Below are 16,035 nucleotides of genomic sequence, written 5' to 3'. Positions count from 1 at the left end.
GGGCTGTCTCGTTGAAAAGAGTTTGAAGTTCTCCGTGCCTCTGCGTCTCTGCGGCAGAAGCCAGGTTTTCTCCCAGGAGGTTCACTATGAAAGTCGAACAGATATCCATCTTCATCGAAAACAAGTCGGGCCGGTTGGCCGAGATCACACGCATCTTGGGTGATGCCGGCATCAATATCCGGGCCCTGTCTCTGGCCGATACCTCCGATTTCGGCATTCTGCGCCTGATCGTAAATGACGTGGAAACCGCCAAACGGGTGCTCAAGGAGAGAGGTTTCACCGTCAACAAGACTGAGGTCGTTGCGGTGGAGGTGCCGGACCGTCCCGGCGGGCTGTCCACCATCCTGCAAACCCTGGATACCGAGCAGATCAACGTGGAGTACATGTACGCTTTTGTGGAGCGCTGCGGTGGCAATGCAGTCATCATTTTCCGTTTCGATGAGACCGACAAGGCCATTACCGTGCTCAGAAACAGCAATTTCGTCGTACTGGAAGGGGAGCGCCTCTACAGCATATAGCCGGTTTCCGGCCCCCGGCAGTGATCATTCAATGCATTGATGGATATAAGGAGGGTATCATGCTGAAAAAGATGATGGTCGTGGCAGCTGCGGTTACGGCAGTGTTTTCGTCGACAGCGGCGTTTGCCGCAGGTACGCTCAAGATCGGCGGTCTGTTCGCAGTGACCGGTCCTGCCTCGTTTCTCGGGGAGCCTGAAAAGAAAACGCTGGAAATGCTGGTCAAAGATGCCAACGAAAAGGGGGGTATCGCCGGCATGAAGCTGGAGGCGGTCATCTATGACACTGCCGGTGACGCAACCAAGGCGGTTCAACTGGCCACCAAGCTGATCAAGGACGACAAAGTGTCGGTGATCGTGGGGCCCAGTACGACCGGGGAGTCCATGGCGGTTATTCCGGTGGCTGAAAGGGAGAAAATCCCGCTGATCTCCTGTGCAGCAGGCATCAAGATCACCGAACCGGTCAAGAAGTGGGTTTTCAAGACACCGGCCAACGATCATGTGGCAGCCGAGAAGATCCTCGACTACATGGCGAAACATAAACAGAAGAACATCGCCCTGCTGACGGTAACCGACGGTTTCGGCTCCTCCGGGCGCGAACAGATCAAGGCCCTGGCCGCTCAGAAGGGCTTCAAGGTCGTGGCGGACGAGGTCTACGGTCCCAAGGACACCGACATGACCGCCCAGTTGACCAAGATCCGCGGCATCAAGCCGGATGCCGTCATCTGCTGGGGCACCAATCCCGGACCGGCCGTGATCACCAAGAACGTCAAACAGCTCGGACTCAAGATCCCGCTCTACATGAGCCACGGCGTTGCTTCCAAAAAATACATCGAACTGGCCGGAGCCGACGCAGCCGAAGGGGTGGTCCTGCCGGCCGGTAAACTGGCCGTGTACGATGTCCTGCCCAAGTCCGATGCCCAGGCCAAGCTGCTCAAGGAGTATGACGCCGCCTACAGAAAGGCTTATGGCGCCGAAGCTTCCACCTTCGGCGGATATGCCTACGATGCCTTCCTGCTGATCGCCAATGCCGTCAAGAAAACCGGCAGCTCTGCGCCTGAGAAGCTCCGCGACGGGATCGAACAGGCCAGCAAACTGGTCAGCGTTTCCGGCGTCTTCAGCATGTCTGCCAAGGATCATAACGGCCTTGACCTGTCGGCCTTCGAGATTGTGCGGGTGACTAAGGGCGACTGGCAACTGGTGAAATAATTCCATTCAATTTCGATATCAGGAGGATATCCATGGGCATCCGGATAGTTCCGCTTTTTGTCGCGGCATTCACGCTGCTGGTTTCGACGGCTGTTTTCGCCGCTCCGCCGCTCAAGATCGGCGGCCTGTTTGCAGTCACCGGCCCGGCCGCTTTCCTGGGGGAGCCGGAACGCAACACTGCCAGGATGGTGATCGATGAGATCAACAAGGCGGGCGGAGTCAAAGGGCGCAAGCTCGAACTGGTCGTGTACGACACAGCCGGCGATGCCACAAAGGCGGTGCAACTGGCCACCAAGCTGATCAAGGACGATAAGGTGGCCGCCATTATTGGTCCCAGCACCACCGGCGAAACCATGGCGGTCATCCCGGTGGTGGAGAGGGAGCAGATTCCCCTGATTTCGTTGTCAGCCGGCAGTAAGATTACCGATCCGGTCAAGAAGTGGGTTTTCAAGACCGCCCAGAACGATGCCCTGGCAGTCGGCAGGATCTTCGAATACCTCCAAAAGCAGAAGCAGACCAAAGTGGCGATCCTGAGCGTGTCCGACGGATTCGGCTCGTCCGGGCGCGAGCAGTTGAAAGCTCAGGCCGCGAAGTACGGTATGACCATCGCGTCCGACGATACCTATGGTCCCAAGGACACCGACATGACCGCCCAGTTGACCAAAATCCGCGGATCCCAGGCCCAGGCGCTGATCGTCTGGGGCACCAATCCCGGCCCGGCGGTAATTGCCAAGAATGCCCGCCAGCTCGGTCTCAAGCTGCCGCTCTACATGAGCCACGGCGTTTCGTCCAAAAAATTCATCGAGCTGGCCGGAGACGCTGCCGAAGGTATCAGGCTTCCTTCCGGAAAAGTAATCGTTGCCGACGTGTTGCCTGCCTCGGACTCGCAAAAGAAATCGCTCCTGGCATTTGTCAAGGACTACCAGAACCATTACAAGGCTGAAGGGGACCATTTCGGCGGCCATGCCTGGGATGCGGTCATGCTGCTGAAGGGCTCCCTGGAGCATGGTGCCGCTACTCCCGATGCGATTCGTGAACAGTTGGAAAAGACCCGGCAGTTCCACGGCATCGGCGGTACCTTCACCTATTCGGCCCAGGATCATGCCGGACTCGGCAAGGATGCCTTTGTGCTGGTGGAAATCAGGAACAGGGACTGGGTGCTCGTGAAATAGAAGCGAATGCGAAAAAAGTCCATCTGCCGCGTTACGCCTCATTCCTCGGAAATCGCATACCTTGCATTTGGTGCTTTTTTCACATTCGCCTGATTACCTGACATATTCAATTTCCCGGAGAGACACGGTTCGCCGTGTCTCTCGGTTTGTAGACAGAGGTACAATGCAGCTCGATCAGCTACTCCAATACGTCCTCTCCGGCCTTTCCACCGGTGCCATCTATGCCCTGATCGGCATCGGCTTTTCGATCATCTACAATGCCACCGGAATCATCAACTTTGCCCAGGGTGAATTCGTCATGCTGGGGGGGCTCTTGACCCTGTCGTGCCTGAACCTGCTCCAATTGCCGCCATGGGCAGCGGTGCCCTGCGCCGTGGCTGCCGCCACTGTCATCGGTCTGCTGTTCGAGCGTTTGGCCATTCGCCCGTTGCGCAAGCCGACGCCGATCAGTCTCGTCATCATCACCATCGGCGGCAGCATCCTGATCCGGGGGCTTGCCATGCTGGTGTGGGGCAAGGATACCCATTCCATCCCGCCATTCAGTGGAGACGAGCCGATTGCAGTGGGCGGGGCAACCATTCTGCCGCAGCATCTCTGGATACTGGCGATTACACTGGTGATCGTGGTCATCAACCGGTTTTATTTCTACCACACCATCAGCGGCAAGGCCATGCGAGCCTGTTCCTACAACCGCACGGCAGCCGGCCTGGTCGGCATCGATGTGCAGCGGATGGTGTTGTTCTCCTTTATGATCAGTTCCGCCATGGGGGCGATTGCCGGCATCATCGTGGCCCCCTTGACCATGACAGCCTATGACGTGGGAGTCATGCTGGGGCTGAAAGGCTTCTGCGCCGCCATCATCGGCGGGATGTCCAGCGGTCTGGCCACGGTCGTAGGGGGGCTGATCCTGGGGATACTGGAATCCTTGGGGGCCGGCTTGATCTCCTCGGGCTACAAGGACGCCATTGCCTTCATCATCCTGCTGCTGATCCTGTTCATCCGGCCGCAGGGACTGTTCGGCAAGGCCGAAAGCGAGAGGGTCTGAGGGTGAATCGAGAACTGCTCAAATTCCTGGTTTTCAGCCTGCTGGTTCTGCTGGCTCCCCTGCTTTTTCAGGGGGGCTACCTGATGAACGTGCTGGTGTTCGTGGGTATCAACACCATGCTGGCCATTGCCCTGAACCTGCTCCTGGGCTACGCCGGACAAATCTCGCTGGGACATGCCGGCTTCTTCGGCCTGGGGGCCTATCTCTCCGGCATCCTGACCGCCACCTACGGCTGGAACCCCTGGATCGCCATGCCTCTGGCCGCTGTAACGGTCGGTCTGCTAGCCTTCCTGATCGGTTTCCCGATCCTCAAGCTCAAAGGGCATTATCTGGCCATGGCGACCCTGGGCCTGGGCATCATCATTTTCATCGTCTTCAACGAGACCATCGAACTGACCGGCGGCCCTTCCGGCCTTTCGGGCATTCCCAACCTGTCTCTGGGCGATTTTAAGTTCGACTCCGACATCAGGAACTACTATCTGGTCTGGTCGTTCACGCTCGGCACGGTGCTGCTGTCCCTCAATCTGGCCGCTTCCCGGGTGGGGCGGGCCCTCAGGGCGGTGCACGATTCCGAGGTGGCGGCGCGGGTGATGGGGGTCAATGCCCGCCTGCTCAAGGTGCAGATCTTTGCACTTTCGGCCGTGATCTCTGCCCTGGCCGGCAGTCTGTACGCCCACACCATGACCTTTCTGGCACCGTCTTCCTTTGGGTTCAATTTTTCGGTCGAGCTCCTGACCATGGTGGTGATCGGCGGCCTGGGCAGCATCTACGGCTCGTTTCTGGGGGCGGCCCTGCTGACGCTGCTGCCGGAATTCCTGCGCGCCGCCCATGACTACGATATCGTGATCTACGGCGGGCTGTTGATGGCGATGATCATGTTCATGCCGGGCGGTCTGGTGCGGGGCATTCCCGATCTGCTGCGCAGATTCGCCAAACGGGGGAGGGCCGGCCATGCTTGAGGTACACGGCATCACCCAGGTCTTCGGTGGCGTAACCGCCCTGGAAGAGGTCTCCTTTGCCATCCGACAGGGGGACATCACCGGTGTGATCGGCCCCAACGGCGCCGGCAAGACAACCCTGTTCAACATCATTACCGGCATCTACCGCCAGACCCGCGGCACAGTCACGCTGGAGGGACGGGACGTGTCCGGCCTGCCGCCGGAAAAGCTGGCCCGCTACGGCATGGTGCGCACCTTCCAGAATATCGAGCTGTTCGGCCAGATGAGCGTACTTGAGAATGTGATGGTCGGGCTGCACACCAAAAGCAGAAGCGGTCTGCTGGCCTGCTCGCTCAAGGCCCCCTGGGCGATGGCCGAGGAACGCCGCATCCGGGCCGGGGCCATGAAGTGGATCGACTTCGTCGGCATCAATGACCTGGCCGATGTTATTGCCGCCAATCTGCCGTTCGGCAAGGGGCGCCTGCTGGAGATTGCCCGGGCACTGGCGGTGGAGCCGTGTCTGATCTTGATGGACGAACCAGCCGCCGGTCTCAATAGCCAGGAGACTCTGGCGCTGGCCCGCTTGATCGAGCGCATCCGCGATCTGGGCATCACCGTGGTGCTGGTGGAACACGACATGGAGCTGGTGATGGATATCTGCGACCGGATCGTAGTGCTCAATCTGGGCAAGAAACTAGCCGAAGGGACGCCGCGCGCGATCCAGGAAAATCCCGAGGTGGTTGCCGCGTACCTGGGAGGCGACGACTGATGCTGAGGCTTAAGAATATCAATACGTACTACGGCAAGGTCCATGCCCTGAAGAACATCTCCCTGCACCTGCAGGAGGGCGAGATCGTGACCCTGATCGGTGCCAACGGCGCCGGCAAGACCACTATCCTCAACACCATTTCGGGCATCACCCCTGCTTCGGCCGGCGAAATCCTGCTCGGCAAGGAGCAGATCCAGACGCTCTCCCCCGACCGGATCGTCAAGGCCGGCATCTCCCAGGTGCCGGAAGGGCGTCAGGTGTTCAAACCGCTTTCGGTGGAGGACAACCTGGAAATGGGAGCCTATCTGCGCTATCGCAGCCGAGAACCAAAGACGGCCATCCATCGCGACATGGAGCAGGTGTACGCTCTGTTTCCGCGCCTGGAAGAGCGGCGGCGCCAGTTGTCCGGCACCATGTCCGGCGGCGAACAGCAGATGCTGGCCATTGGCCGGGCCCTGATGGCCAAGCCGCGCCTGCTCCTGCTGGATGAGCCCTCCATGGGGCTGGCGCCGCTGGTGGTGCAGGAGATCTTCCGCGTGCTGGAGCAACTACGGCAGGAAAACGGCACCACCATCCTGTTGGTTGAGCAGAACGCCAAGGCGGCCCTCAAGCTGGCCGACCGGGGCTATGTGCTCGAAACTGGCAAGGTGATCCTGGAGGGACCGGCAGACGAACTGATGGAGAATGCCGAGGTCAAGCGGGCCTATCTGGGCAAGGATAAGAAGGAAATTTGGGAGCGGTAAAAAAACGTTCGCCACAGAAGTCACAGAAGTCACAGAAGTCACAGAGAAAGTAAATCAGAATCAAGCTGTTAGATGCCTGTTTCTGAAGTTTTGCTTCTTTGCCCGACCCTCTATGTTCTCTGTGTCCTCTGTGGCAAAAGGATATTTCAATGACACGTGACGAAGCACGCAAGAAGATACTATTCGCCCTGGATGTAAACGGGTTGGCAGAGATCGACCGCTACGCCGAATTGCTTTCCGGCAAGGTGGGGATGTTCAAGGTCGGCAAGGAGCTGTTCACCTCCTGCGGCCGCGAGGCGGTGACCACCGTGCAGCGCCGGGGGGGCGAGGTCTTCCTGGATCTGAAGTACCACGACATCCCCAACACGGTGGCCAAGGCCATGGTCGAGGCGACCCGCATGGGGGTGCAACTGGCCAACCTGCATGCCCTAGGAGGCGCCGAGATGATGGAGACCGCCGCAACAGCGGTGCGTAAAGAGTTCGGCGATCAGCGCCCCCGGCTTCTGGCCGTGACCATCCTGACCTCCTCCACGGCCGAGACCCTGCGCGGTGTGGGCATCGACCATCCGGTGGAGCAGATGGTGGTCAGGCTGGCCAAGCTGGCCCAGGATTCCGGCATGGACGGTGTGGTGGCCTCTCCCCTGGAGATCGGCCTGATCCGCGAGGCCTGCGGTCCCGACTTTCTGATCGTCACCCCCGGGGTGCGCCCTGCCTTTGCCTCCGTGGACGACCAGAAGCGGATCATGACACCTGGCGAGGCCGTAGCGGCCGGGGCCGATTATCTGGTGATCGGGCGCCCCATCGCCAAGGCCGACGATCCGTCCAAAGCGGCCGATCTGATCGTGGATGAAATCGTGGCGGGTGGGCAATGAAAGACGAACTGGTTTTTGGCGTCAATCCGGTCAGAGAGGCCCTACGCGGCACGCGCGAGGTGCACGAGCTGTTCGTGCAGGCCAGCTCCAGCGACCACCGCATGGAAAAGATCCTGGCCTTGGCCAAGGAGCGGGGAGTCAAGGTCTGCAAACGCGAGCGGGAGGACCTGACTCGCATGTGCGGTTCGTCCCACCACCAGGGAATGGCCCTGCGGGTGGCCTCTTTCCCCTACGCGGAACTGGAGGACATGGTTGCCGCTGCCGGATCGGAAGCCTCCGACGTACTGCTGGTACTGGATGGCATCCAGGACCCCCACAACCTGGGTGCTCTGATCCGCAGTGCCGCCTGCGCCGGCGCGCATGGCGTAATCATTCCCAAAGACCGTGCCTGCGGCATTACCCCGGTTGCCGAAAAATCTTCGGCCGGGGCGGTCGAAACCATCCCCGTGGCGCAGGTTACCAATGTGGCCAAGACGCTGGAGACTCTGAAAAAAGCGGGTTACTGGGTCTACGGCTTGGCCGGGGAGGCGGGGCAATCGGTCTATGATCTGACCTTTTCCGGAAAAGTGGCACTGGTGATCGGAAGCGAGGGAGAGGGGATCAGGCCGCTGGTGCGCAAGCAGTGCGACGTAATCATGTCGATTCCGCAATTCGGCGGGGTAGCCTCCCTGAATGCCTCGGTGGCAGGAGGGATCGCGCTGTTCGAGGTGGCGCGGGGACTGCGGGAAAAACCGTAAAAAAACATTTGCCACAGAGATCACAGAGGACACGGAGAAAGGCGGAAAAACAAAGTCTTATTTACAGGAATGAAGGGGATAAACGGGATGTAAACACAGGAGAGGGTTTGATTTTTGGGTTATCCTGTTCATCCATGTTACCTGCTTTTGACGTTCTCTGTGCTCTCTGTGTCCTCTGTGGCCAGGCTGTTTTGCCATTTTTCGTCGAATCTTCTGAAATACTCCTCCCGGCACCGGTTTTCCACCGCCACCATACCCTTGAAAGCCTCGTCGAAGTCGTCTGCGCCGATGCTGAAAATCCCATGTCCGTACACGATGGCCTGTCCGGTTTGCCCGATCACCGGCGGGACGTTTTTGGCAATCCCCCCGGCGCCGATCTCGCCTGCCACCACCGGAGTATCCCCAAGGAAACGGACTCTGCCGCAATCCTTCCAGCAATCCGTTATCGAACACATTTCCTGTTCCTCGCACACCATGCTCATCACCACGGCAAAACGCGGATGCCCATGCAGGATAGCCCGGCAGCCAGTCACCTCGAAGATGCGCCGGTGTGCCACCAATTCACTGGAGGCGGTGATGCCGACGGTGGAGCTGTTCTCGAAGGGAACCGGGTCAATGCATCCCTCCAGTTCATCAAGGCTGGAAGCGGTCTGGGAGATGTACAGCAGCTCGCCGCTTCTGTAGGAGATGTTGCCGAAGAAGGAATCCACCAGGCCGCGCTGGACCGTGTAACGCCCCACCCGGGCCATTTCCACCAGGATTGCCGATTTATCGTCAAAAGAACCCCGCCGGAATTCGAGACCAGCGGGAGTCAGTTCCGTCAGCCATTCATGGCGGAAACGTCTGAAAGCCTCCTCTTCGCCCTTTAGTTTGAATCCGTCGGCGAGCAGGTCCTCCAGGTATTTGATGAAGGTGGAGTGGAAGACCGACGACCAGTTGATGTAGGCCTGCTCGACCGTCAGGGCGCCATTGGCAATGATGCCGATTCCCTCCACCACAATCCCCTTGCGGTTGCCCAGCAGTCCGGCTATGGCTGCGGCCGGGTCGCTGCCCAGTTCATCGGCCCGCAGGAACGGGATATCGTGCAGGAAGGTGCGGGTTTCGGTATCGCGCGGCAGGATCTCGTGCTCGGTCCGCTCCGCCCGTTGGATCAGGAAATCGGCAAAGGGGAGGGCAGGGCCGGCAACGGTCAGGGCCAGGCAATTGAGCCGTGACAGCACTTCGCCGGCCAGGTCCGAGAGTGCGGCATCACCGGCGGCTATCAGCGTATCGTCCTGCGCTGCAAAGGCGATCGAGCCGGCCAGAGCGGAGCGGTCTGCAACCATTTTGGCGGTGTATTTGGCAATCTGGTCGAGCATCAGGGGGCCGTAGGGGGAAGGTTGGTGAACAGGATCGTGCCGTCCGACATGACCTCTTTGCGGAAGGTGGATTTCTGTTTGCTGGAGGCCAGTTTCACTGTTGGAAGCGGCATGGTGCTGCCCGGCATGAAGGCGGGCGTAACATTGACCCCGGCCTGCCAGGCCTCGAAATGCAGATGGGGACCGGTGGAGCGACCGGTATTGCCCGACAGGGCGATCACCGTGTCGGTGCCGACCGCCTGACCCGCCGAAGCGGTCAGCCGGCTGTTGTGGCCGTAAAGGGTGATCATGCCGTTTTCGTGTTCTACCACAAGGGTGTTGCCGTAACCGGATCTGTGTCCGCTGTAGATCACGACCCCGGCAGCTGCCGGAGTTACCGGGGTCCCTTCCGGTATGGCGATGTCGATGCCGTTGTGATGGCGCCACTTCCCGTCAATCGGATCGATGCGCATGCCGACGCCGGATGTGATGCTGCCCCCCACCGACGGCAGGCGCTGAATGATCGAGCCGGTTGTTTGCTGGGGATTCAGGGAGGTCCGCACCGTTTTCTCGGCGATCTCGTCCAGCGATACGTCGTGCGTTTGGGAGCCCTTTCTGTTCTTGTATTTCGATGCCCCTTTTTTTGCCGAGTCCTTGATTACAACCCGTGCCTGTTTGTTGACCGGGGCATCCGTGAAGGTTTCAACGCCGTCGACGGTCACGAAGCGGTAAATGTCAGCCCGGGTTTCAACGGTGAAAACAAGCGGGATGCAGATCGACGCGACCATGGCGGCTAATCGGACAAGGAAGCGGGGCTCGCAGGGGGGAATGTGCATAGGGGAAACTCTTAATACTTGTTGTATGACTGTAGTATTTCTGATAGAAAAATGAGTCCTATTTATATACAACAAGCGCACAGTTTGCGCAATTCATGATATTTCGGGAATTTCAAATGTCTTCTTATTACGACAAGGTGGTACGCGGTACGGAGCACGAGGACATGCTGATGCTTGTCCAATTTTTCAAGGACAAGGTGGGCCAGCGCTTTTCCTTTCTCGGATATTACAAGGAATTGCCGGTTTCGTACGATGCCACTCTGTTGAGCGTCGAAAACGAAATGGCGGAGTTCGAGGTGCATGAATACCAGGCGAAGGTTGTGAACATCGAGCGTACGGTCCTGATCCATGCTCCTGAAAAGGCCCCATTTACCGAGGACATCTTTGCGGAAGCCTTCTACGTCAATGTTGCCAAAAAACGCGTCATACTCTGCAAATTCGCCTATGCAAAAATATGCTCGGGCATGCGTCGTTTCGTCCGGGTCATCCTCGACAAGCCGCTCGATGTCGATCTGTTCGTCGAGGACGATATTCTGAACGGTCATATAAGCGACCTCTCCCTGGGAGGCGCGGCAATGACGGTGGCGTCCTGCGATCTCCTGCATGGGGGCAACGAGTTGAACATCATCCTCAAACTGCCTGATATTTCCAGCGGACGGATCACCGAAGTGGGGGTGACCGCCACGGTTGTCAGGATCTTTGGAGAATCCCCCTCATTTACCTGCTATCTGCAGTTCCAGCCCGAAAAACATTCCCAACAGCAAATTGCCTATTTTATCAACCAACGTCAGGTTGAGATCATCAAGGAATTGAAGGAATTGAACAGTTAATTCCTTTGTTGCACAAATTAGCAGCAATTATCCTTGTGGCGTGCCTTATTAATTGGCATGTCCTGCAACCCAATCATCTGTCAAATTCATAACAATATGAATTCACGAGCAAAAAAAATAACCCTCCTTTGGCAAGTTACTTGCAGAATAATCGGGAAATGTCGCTTGCAATTTGACCTATAACCTATATAATCGCCCCTGCTCAAATCAATACAAGGGAGGAGCACTTTGAAGAAAGTAGATGCCATAATCAAGCCGTTCAAGCTGGATGAGGTCAAGGAAGCCCTGAACGAAATCGGAATTCAGGGGATCACCGTCAGTGAGGTGAAAGGCTTCGGCCGTCAGAAAGGGCATACCGAACTGTACCGCGGTGCCGAATACGTGGTCGACTTCATCCCCAAAATCAAACTCGAGATTATCGTGGCAGACGACATACTGCCCAAGGTAGTCGAAGCAATAGAGAAATCTGCCAAAACCGGCCGAATCGGTGACGGCAAGATTTTTGTCACCCCCGTCGAAGCCGTTGTCCGGATCAGGACCGGTGAAACCGGCGAAGACGCGCTGTAATGTCACTGTTTGACATACCCCCGAAAGGAGAAAATGCATGACCCCGAAACAGGTAGTAGAATTTGCCAAAGAAAACGGCGCGCTGATGGTTGACTTCAAATTCATGGACTTCGTAGGTATCTGGCAGCATTTTTCGGTGCCAATCAGTGAGTTCGGTGAAGACACCTTCGAAGAGGGCCAGGGTTTCGACGGTTCCTCCATCCGTGGCTGGCAGCCGATTCACGCTTCCGACATGATCATTGTTCCCGATCCGGCTTCCGCAAAAATGGATCCCTTTGTTGCCGTGCCGACCCTGTCGCTGATCTGCAACATCTTCGATCCGATCACCAAGGAAGGCTACACCCGCGATCCGCGCAACATCGCTCTGAAGGCCGAATCGTACCTCAAGTCCACCGGTATCGGCGACACTGCCTTTTTCGGTCCTGAAGCCGAATTCTTCATCTTTGACGACGTGCGCTACGATTCCAGCGCCAACCAGTCCTTTTATGCGGTAGATTCCGTCGAAGGCGCCTGGAACACCGGCCGTGAAGAGTTCCCCAACCTGGGCTACAAGCCGCGCCACAAGGAAGGCTACTTCCCGGTCTCCCCGACCGACTCCCAGAACGACCTGCGTAACGAAATGGTTCTGGAACTCCAGAAAGTCGGCATTCGCGTTGAGTGCCAGCACCACGAAGTTGCCACCGGCGGCCAGGCCGAGATCGATATGCGCTTCTCCTCGCTGGTCGACATGGCTGACCAGCTCCAGTGGTTCAAATACGTGATCAAGAACGTTGCCAATCGCAACGGCAAGACCGTCACCTTCATGCCCAAGCCGCTCTACGGCGACAACGGTTCCGGCATGCACTGCCATATGTCGATCTGGAAAGGTGGCGTCAACCTGTTCGCCGGCGACAAATACGGCGGGCTCTCCCAGCAGGCCCTGTGGTACATCGGCGGCATCATCAAGCACGCCAAGGCCCTGTGCGCCTTCACCAACCCGACCACCAACTCTTACAAGCGCTTGGTGCCGGGCTTCGAAGCTCCGGTCAACATGGCCTACTCGGCCCGCAACCGCTCCGCTTCGATCCGTATCCCGATGTTCTCGAGCAACCCCAAAGCCAAGCGCATCGAGTACCGTACGCCGGATCCTTCCTGCAACGGCTACCTCGCCTTCGCCGCCATGCTGATGGCCGGCCTGGACGGCATCGAGAACAAGATCGATCCGGGTCAGCCGCTGGACAAGGACATTTACGGGCTTACCCCCGAAGAGCTCAAGGACATCCCGTCCGCTCCGGGCAGCCTGGAAGAAGCGCTCAAGTGCCTCCAGGACGACCACGAGTTCCTGCTCAAGGGCGACGTTTTCACCCCCGATGTCATCGAGAAGTGGATCGAGTACAAAACCGAGGCGGAAGTCAATCCGGTCCGCATGCGTCCGGTACCGCTGGAGTTCGAACTGTACTACGACATCTAGTCTGCGGCAGCTGCATATTCAGTACGCGAAAGGCGGGAGCAATCCCGCCTTTCGTCGTTTCTGCACTACAGTGATTTGTCGTAAGTTACTCGCACTACGAGGGTATTGCTGTAGTTATTCAGGCAAGCTTATCTCCCAGACGTTTTTTCCTGGCATACGCACCTATCCCGGCCAAGCCGCTGGCAAGCAACAGGCATGTGGCCGGCTCGGGAACGGGAGCTGGCCCTGGCTCCACCGGTGCAGCCTCAAGCTGGATATTGTCGATTCCGATGATTGTGTCAAATAGACTGGTGAAAAAAATAAAATTAATGGAAAAATCGTTGTAATCCGGCGAGCGTGGTATGAAGTATTCTGGTGGCAGGCTGATGTGCCCTGTAAATACATTCTTTTCCGGTTCCCTTGATGACCACATTATTTCACGCTCGGTCAACTCAGGGTAATACGACTGACCGTTCTTGCCGTATACCTCGGCCCGAAAGTAGCCCACATCAGCGGGGTTTGAACTACGGTTGGTCAGTTCATAGGCCACCGCATAATCGAACGAAAGGGAGAGCGGAACCGCAGCCACAGGCAGTTGCACGCTGGTAGAGAACCATCTGGATATGTGATCTTCCGGGCTGGTCTGCATCAGGGCAAAATTCCCGTCCATGACGCTATTCCAGGAAGAAAGATCCCATTTGCCCTGCGAGATTGTGGGCAGGTTACTTACCGTATCGATGCTGAAATTACCCGAGGAATTCCAACCACTAGAGTTGCCGGACGAAAAATCGCCGTTGATGACGGTAAGTGCACTGGCACTGCTCACCAGCATGATATTCAGAACCATCGCCAGAATCACTGTCAATGATGCTGAATTACGCACGGCATTGGGAAACGCTCTCATGGTTGAACCTCCTCTTAGGTAGTAACCTGGATTACGCAAGAGGTATTCCATATGGATAACCGGTTGAAAAACAAATACAACCGAGACGGTTTTCCTATTTACCGAGAGAACTTGTAAGCGACACCGACGATTTGACAAGTGCTCTTTACATAAGAGGAAAAGATGGGACCAGGCCCGCATCTCTCCAGAACCCAATTTGATGCAGGGAGGACTCCAGATTTGCCATTTTCAGACCATCCCCCCGCAATTGACTTTGACACTGCTCTCTGCTACTTTTAGAGACCTGTTTCATCTCTAAAAAGGATCCGCATGGAAGACTTGCTTTTCAAACTTTCAGTAATGTTGGTGCCGGGGATGCTGGCCGTTGTCTGCCACGAGGTTTCGCACGGTTTCATTGCCTGGCGGTTCGGGGACCCCACCGCGCGTATGATGGGACGGCTGACCCTCAATCCGATCAAGCACATCGACATCATCGGTACGCTGATGATTTTCATCATCGGCATCGGCTGGGCCAAACCGGTTCCGGTCGTGTACGAAAACCTGCACAATCCCAAGCGGGACATGATCTGGGTGGCGGCGGCCGGGCCGATTACCAACATTCTGTTGGCCACCCTTTCCGCCTTTGTACTGCGCGGGGTGCTGGCCATGAGCAACCTGGCCTCGTCGGCAACTCCGCTGGCCATGGTCGCCGAACCCGTGGTGATGATGCTGGCGTTTTCGGTCTACATCAACCTGCTGCTGGCGATTTTCAACATGATACCGGTGCCCCCCCTGGATGGTGGAAGGGTAATGGTGGGGCTTTTGCCGTACCGCCAGGCAGCCGCCTGGTCCAGGATCGAGCCCTATGGCATGGTAATCATCATCCTGCTGGTGTTCTTTACCAATGTTTTTTCGTACGTCATCTCCCCGCTGCTCCAGGTGGGAGTCCATCTGCTGGCAGGGCCGCAGAGCAACCTGGTACTTGGTGTCACGCGCTTGATGATGAGGTAGGCACAAAGTCGTAACCAAGAAAGACCGGCGGATCACATCTAGATTTAAGCGGATCTACACGGGATGGAATCATAGGCCTTTTAAAGTCTCTAATCCGCTCAAATTCGCTCGATCCGCGTCATCCGTGTTCCATTGCATTTACCTATCAAGGGAGTACTTTCGATGAATCAGCGCGTTGTCAGCGGCATGAGGCCCACCGGCCGGCTGCATATCGGTCATTACCACGGCGTTCTTGAAAACTGGGTCAAGATTCAGGACCGGTTCGAGTGTTTCTTCTTCGTTGCCGACTGGCATTCGCTGACCACCGAATATGCCGACACCTCTGCCATCAGGGAGAACATCCGCGAGATGGTGCTGGATTGGGTCTCGTTTGGTCTTGATCCGCAAAAATCGGTCATCTTCCGACAGAGCCTGGTGCCCCACCACGCGGAACTGAACCTGATCCTGTCGATGATCACCCCGGTCTCCTGGCTGGAGCGCAATCCGACCTACAAGGAGATGCAGGACAACATCGAGCATCGCGATCTCTCTACGTTCGGTTTCCTCGGCTATCCGGTGCTGATGGCGGCCGATATCATCCTGTACAAGGGCACCCGTGTGCCGGTCGGCCACGACCAACTGCCGCACCTGGAGATCACCCGGGAGATTACCCGACGTTTCAACAATTTCTACGGCAATGTCTTTCCCGAGCCTGAGGCGCTCCTGACCGAAACGCCCAAGCTGCTCGGCCTGGACGGCCGCAAGATGAGCAAATCCTACGGCAACTCGATCTATCTTTCCGATACAGCCGAAGAAACCACCAAAAAGGTCCTGTCCATGATGACCGACCCGGCCCGGGTGCGGCGCTCCGATCCGGGGGAACCGGACGTCTGCGTGGCTTTCAACCTGCACCGCATCTACGTGCCGCAGGAAAAGCTGGATCAGATCATTCCCGCCTGCCGCACCGCCACAATCGGATGCGTGGAGTGCAAGCGCATCCTGGCCGAGTGCATGAACGAGCGCCTGGCGCCTTTCCGCGCCAAGCGGGAGGAACTGGCTGCAGATCCGGCGCTGGTGGATGAGCTGCTGCTGGACGGCAGCCGCCGCGCCTCCCTGATTTCCGATGCCGTCATGGCCGAGGCGCGCGAAGCCCTCAAGATCTGA

General features: G+C 57.5%; 17 protein-coding genes. 14 read left to right on the top strand and 3 right to left on the bottom strand.

From position 1 onward, the window contains the following. Positions 1-86 precede the first annotated feature (86 nt). The 9 genes from GSVR_RS11445 (at position 87) to rlmB (ending at position 7,999) form a co-directional block, all read left to right on the top strand. Positions 87-518 (top strand): ACT domain-containing protein, encoded by a 432-nt coding sequence (locus tag GSVR_RS11445; RefSeq protein WP_173200458.1) that lies wholly within the window; start codon positions 87-89, stop codon positions 516-518. A gap of 59 nt (positions 519-577) precedes the next feature. Then, a complete protein-coding gene (locus GSVR_RS11440) occupies positions 578-1,723 on the top strand; it encodes an ABC transporter substrate-binding protein (RefSeq protein ID WP_173200460.1) in 1,146 nt (381 codons plus the stop codon). A 32-nt stretch (positions 1,724-1,755) separates the two neighbouring features. Then, positions 1,756-2,895: an ABC transporter substrate-binding protein gene (locus GSVR_RS11435; RefSeq protein ID WP_173200462.1), complete on the top strand. Its 1,140-nt coding sequence runs from the start codon at positions 1,756-1,758 to the stop codon at positions 2,893-2,895. A 163-nt stretch (positions 2,896-3,058) separates the two neighbouring features. Further along, positions 3,059-3,940 (top strand): branched-chain amino acid ABC transporter permease, encoded by an 882-nt coding sequence (locus GSVR_RS11430; protein WP_173200464.1) that lies wholly within the window; start codon positions 3,059-3,061, stop codon positions 3,938-3,940. A 2-nt stretch (positions 3,941-3,942) separates the two neighbouring features. Further along, positions 3,943-4,899 carry a branched-chain amino acid ABC transporter permease gene (locus tag GSVR_RS11425; RefSeq protein ID WP_173200466.1) on the top strand — a complete coding sequence of 319 codons (957 nt, stop codon included), beginning with the start codon at positions 3,943-3,945 and terminating at the stop codon, positions 4,897-4,899. Next, positions 4,892-5,647 (top strand): ABC transporter ATP-binding protein, encoded by a 756-nt coding sequence (locus GSVR_RS11420; protein ID WP_173200468.1) that lies wholly within the window; start codon positions 4,892-4,894, stop codon positions 5,645-5,647. The genes GSVR_RS11425 and GSVR_RS11420 overlap by 8 nt, the downstream gene beginning before the upstream one ends. Next, entirely contained in the window at positions 5,647-6,390 is a 744-nt protein-coding gene (locus tag GSVR_RS11415; RefSeq protein ID WP_173200470.1) for an ABC transporter ATP-binding protein, read from the top strand. The genes GSVR_RS11420 and GSVR_RS11415 overlap by 1 nt, the downstream gene beginning before the upstream one ends. Before the next feature lie 149 nt (positions 6,391-6,539). Next, on the top strand, positions 6,540-7,262 hold the full coding sequence (pyrF, locus tag GSVR_RS11410) for an orotidine-5'-phosphate decarboxylase (RefSeq protein WP_173200472.1): 723 nt from the start codon (positions 6,540-6,542) through the stop codon (positions 7,260-7,262). Further along, positions 7,259-7,999, top strand: a complete 741-nt coding sequence (gene rlmB, locus GSVR_RS11405) for a 23S rRNA (guanosine(2251)-2'-O)-methyltransferase RlmB (protein WP_173200474.1) — start codon at positions 7,259-7,261, stop codon at positions 7,997-7,999. The genes pyrF and rlmB overlap by 4 nt, the downstream gene beginning before the upstream one ends. Positions 8,000-8,136: 137 nt before the next feature. On the opposite strand, the gene GSVR_RS11400 is transcribed toward rlmB, so the two are convergent. Together GSVR_RS11400 and GSVR_RS11395 are read right to left on the bottom strand one after the other, a co-directional pair. Next, positions 8,137-9,357 carry a class II aldolase/adducin family protein gene (locus GSVR_RS11400; RefSeq protein ID WP_173200476.1) on the bottom strand — a complete coding sequence of 407 codons (1,221 nt, stop codon included), beginning with the start codon at positions 9,355-9,357 and terminating at the stop codon, positions 8,137-8,139. Further along, on the bottom strand, positions 9,357-10,172 hold the full coding sequence (locus tag GSVR_RS11395) for a M23 family metallopeptidase (protein WP_173200478.1): 816 nt from the start codon (positions 10,170-10,172) through the stop codon (positions 9,357-9,359). Before GSVR_RS11395 ends, GSVR_RS11400 begins: the two co-directional genes overlap by 1 nt. Before the next feature lie 116 nt (positions 10,173-10,288). Here GSVR_RS11395 and GSVR_RS11390 point away from each other — a divergent pair, with 116 nt between their 5' ends. The 3 genes from GSVR_RS11390 (at position 10,289) to glnA (ending at position 13,019) form a co-directional block, all read left to right on the top strand. Then, the gene (locus GSVR_RS11390) at positions 10,289-11,002 is read left to right on the top strand and encodes a PilZ domain-containing protein (protein ID WP_173200480.1); all 714 of its coding nucleotides are present in this window, start codon (positions 10,289-10,291) and stop codon (positions 11,000-11,002) included. A 228-nt stretch (positions 11,003-11,230) separates the two neighbouring features. Then, complete coding sequence (locus GSVR_RS11385; RefSeq protein WP_173200482.1) at positions 11,231-11,569, top strand: P-II family nitrogen regulator; 339 nt, start codon at positions 11,231-11,233, stop codon at positions 11,567-11,569. A gap of 37 nt (positions 11,570-11,606) precedes the next feature. Continuing rightward, the gene (glnA, locus tag GSVR_RS11380) at positions 11,607-13,019 is read left to right on the top strand and encodes a type I glutamate--ammonia ligase (protein WP_173200484.1); all 1,413 of its coding nucleotides are present in this window, start codon (positions 11,607-11,609) and stop codon (positions 13,017-13,019) included. Positions 13,020-13,137: 118 nt separating this feature from the next. Here glnA and GSVR_RS11375 read toward each other — a convergent pair whose 3' ends face one another. Next, positions 13,138-13,902, bottom strand: coding sequence for a PEP-CTERM sorting domain-containing protein (locus GSVR_RS11375; RefSeq protein WP_173200485.1), 765 nt, complete (start codon positions 13,900-13,902; stop codon positions 13,138-13,140). Positions 13,903-14,211: 309 nt separating this feature from the next. Here GSVR_RS11375 and GSVR_RS11370 point away from each other — a divergent pair, with 309 nt between their 5' ends. Both GSVR_RS11370 and trpS read left to right on the top strand, forming a co-directional pair. After that, complete coding sequence (locus GSVR_RS11370) at positions 14,212-14,892, top strand: site-2 protease family protein (RefSeq protein WP_173200487.1); 681 nt, start codon at positions 14,212-14,214, stop codon at positions 14,890-14,892. A 162-nt stretch (positions 14,893-15,054) separates the two neighbouring features. Beyond that, positions 15,055-16,035, top strand: a complete 981-nt coding sequence (trpS, locus tag GSVR_RS11365; RefSeq protein ID WP_173200489.1) for a tryptophan--tRNA ligase — start codon at positions 15,055-15,057, stop codon at positions 16,033-16,035.

Source organism: Geobacter sp. SVR, assembly GCF_016865365.1.
GTDB lineage: Bacteria > Desulfobacterota > Desulfuromonadia > Geobacterales > Pseudopelobacteraceae > Pelotalea.
This window is presented reverse-complemented; position numbering and strand designations above follow the sequence as displayed.

Coding starts and splice junctions, on each gene's coding strand:
- GSVR_RS11390 (WP_173200480.1), top strand. CDS start 10,289: ATGTCTTCTTATTACGACAAGGTGGTACGCGGTACGGAGCACGAGGAC.
- GSVR_RS11400 (WP_173200476.1), bottom strand. CDS start 9,357: ATGCTCGACCAGATTGCCAAATACACCGCCAAAATGGTTGCAGACCGC.
- glnA (WP_173200484.1), top strand. CDS start 11,607: ATGACCCCGAAACAGGTAGTAGAATTTGCCAAAGAAAACGGCGCGCTG.
- trpS (WP_173200489.1), top strand. CDS start 15,055: ATGAATCAGCGCGTTGTCAGCGGCATGAGGCCCACCGGCCGGCTGCAT.
- GSVR_RS11370 (WP_173200487.1), top strand. CDS start 14,212: ATGGAAGACTTGCTTTTCAAACTTTCAGTAATGTTGGTGCCGGGGATG.
- pyrF (WP_173200472.1), top strand. CDS start 6,540: ATGACACGTGACGAAGCACGCAAGAAGATACTATTCGCCCTGGATGTA.
- GSVR_RS11415 (WP_173200470.1), top strand. CDS start 5,647: ATGCTGAGGCTTAAGAATATCAATACGTACTACGGCAAGGTCCATGCC.
- GSVR_RS11430 (WP_173200464.1), top strand. CDS start 3,059: ATGCAGCTCGATCAGCTACTCCAATACGTCCTCTCCGGCCTTTCCACC.
- GSVR_RS11445 (WP_173200458.1), top strand. CDS start 87: ATGAAAGTCGAACAGATATCCATCTTCATCGAAAACAAGTCGGGCCGG.
- GSVR_RS11440 (WP_173200460.1), top strand. CDS start 578: ATGCTGAAAAAGATGATGGTCGTGGCAGCTGCGGTTACGGCAGTGTTT.
- rlmB (WP_173200474.1), top strand. CDS start 7,259: ATGAAAGACGAACTGGTTTTTGGCGTCAATCCGGTCAGAGAGGCCCTA.
- GSVR_RS11375 (WP_173200485.1), bottom strand. CDS start 13,902: ATGAGAGCGTTTCCCAATGCCGTGCGTAATTCAGCATCATTGACAGTG.
- GSVR_RS11435 (WP_173200462.1), top strand. CDS start 1,756: ATGGGCATCCGGATAGTTCCGCTTTTTGTCGCGGCATTCACGCTGCTG.
- GSVR_RS11395 (WP_173200478.1), bottom strand. CDS start 10,172: ATGCACATTCCCCCCTGCGAGCCCCGCTTCCTTGTCCGATTAGCCGCC.
- GSVR_RS11420 (WP_173200468.1), top strand. CDS start 4,892: ATGCTTGAGGTACACGGCATCACCCAGGTCTTCGGTGGCGTAACCGCC.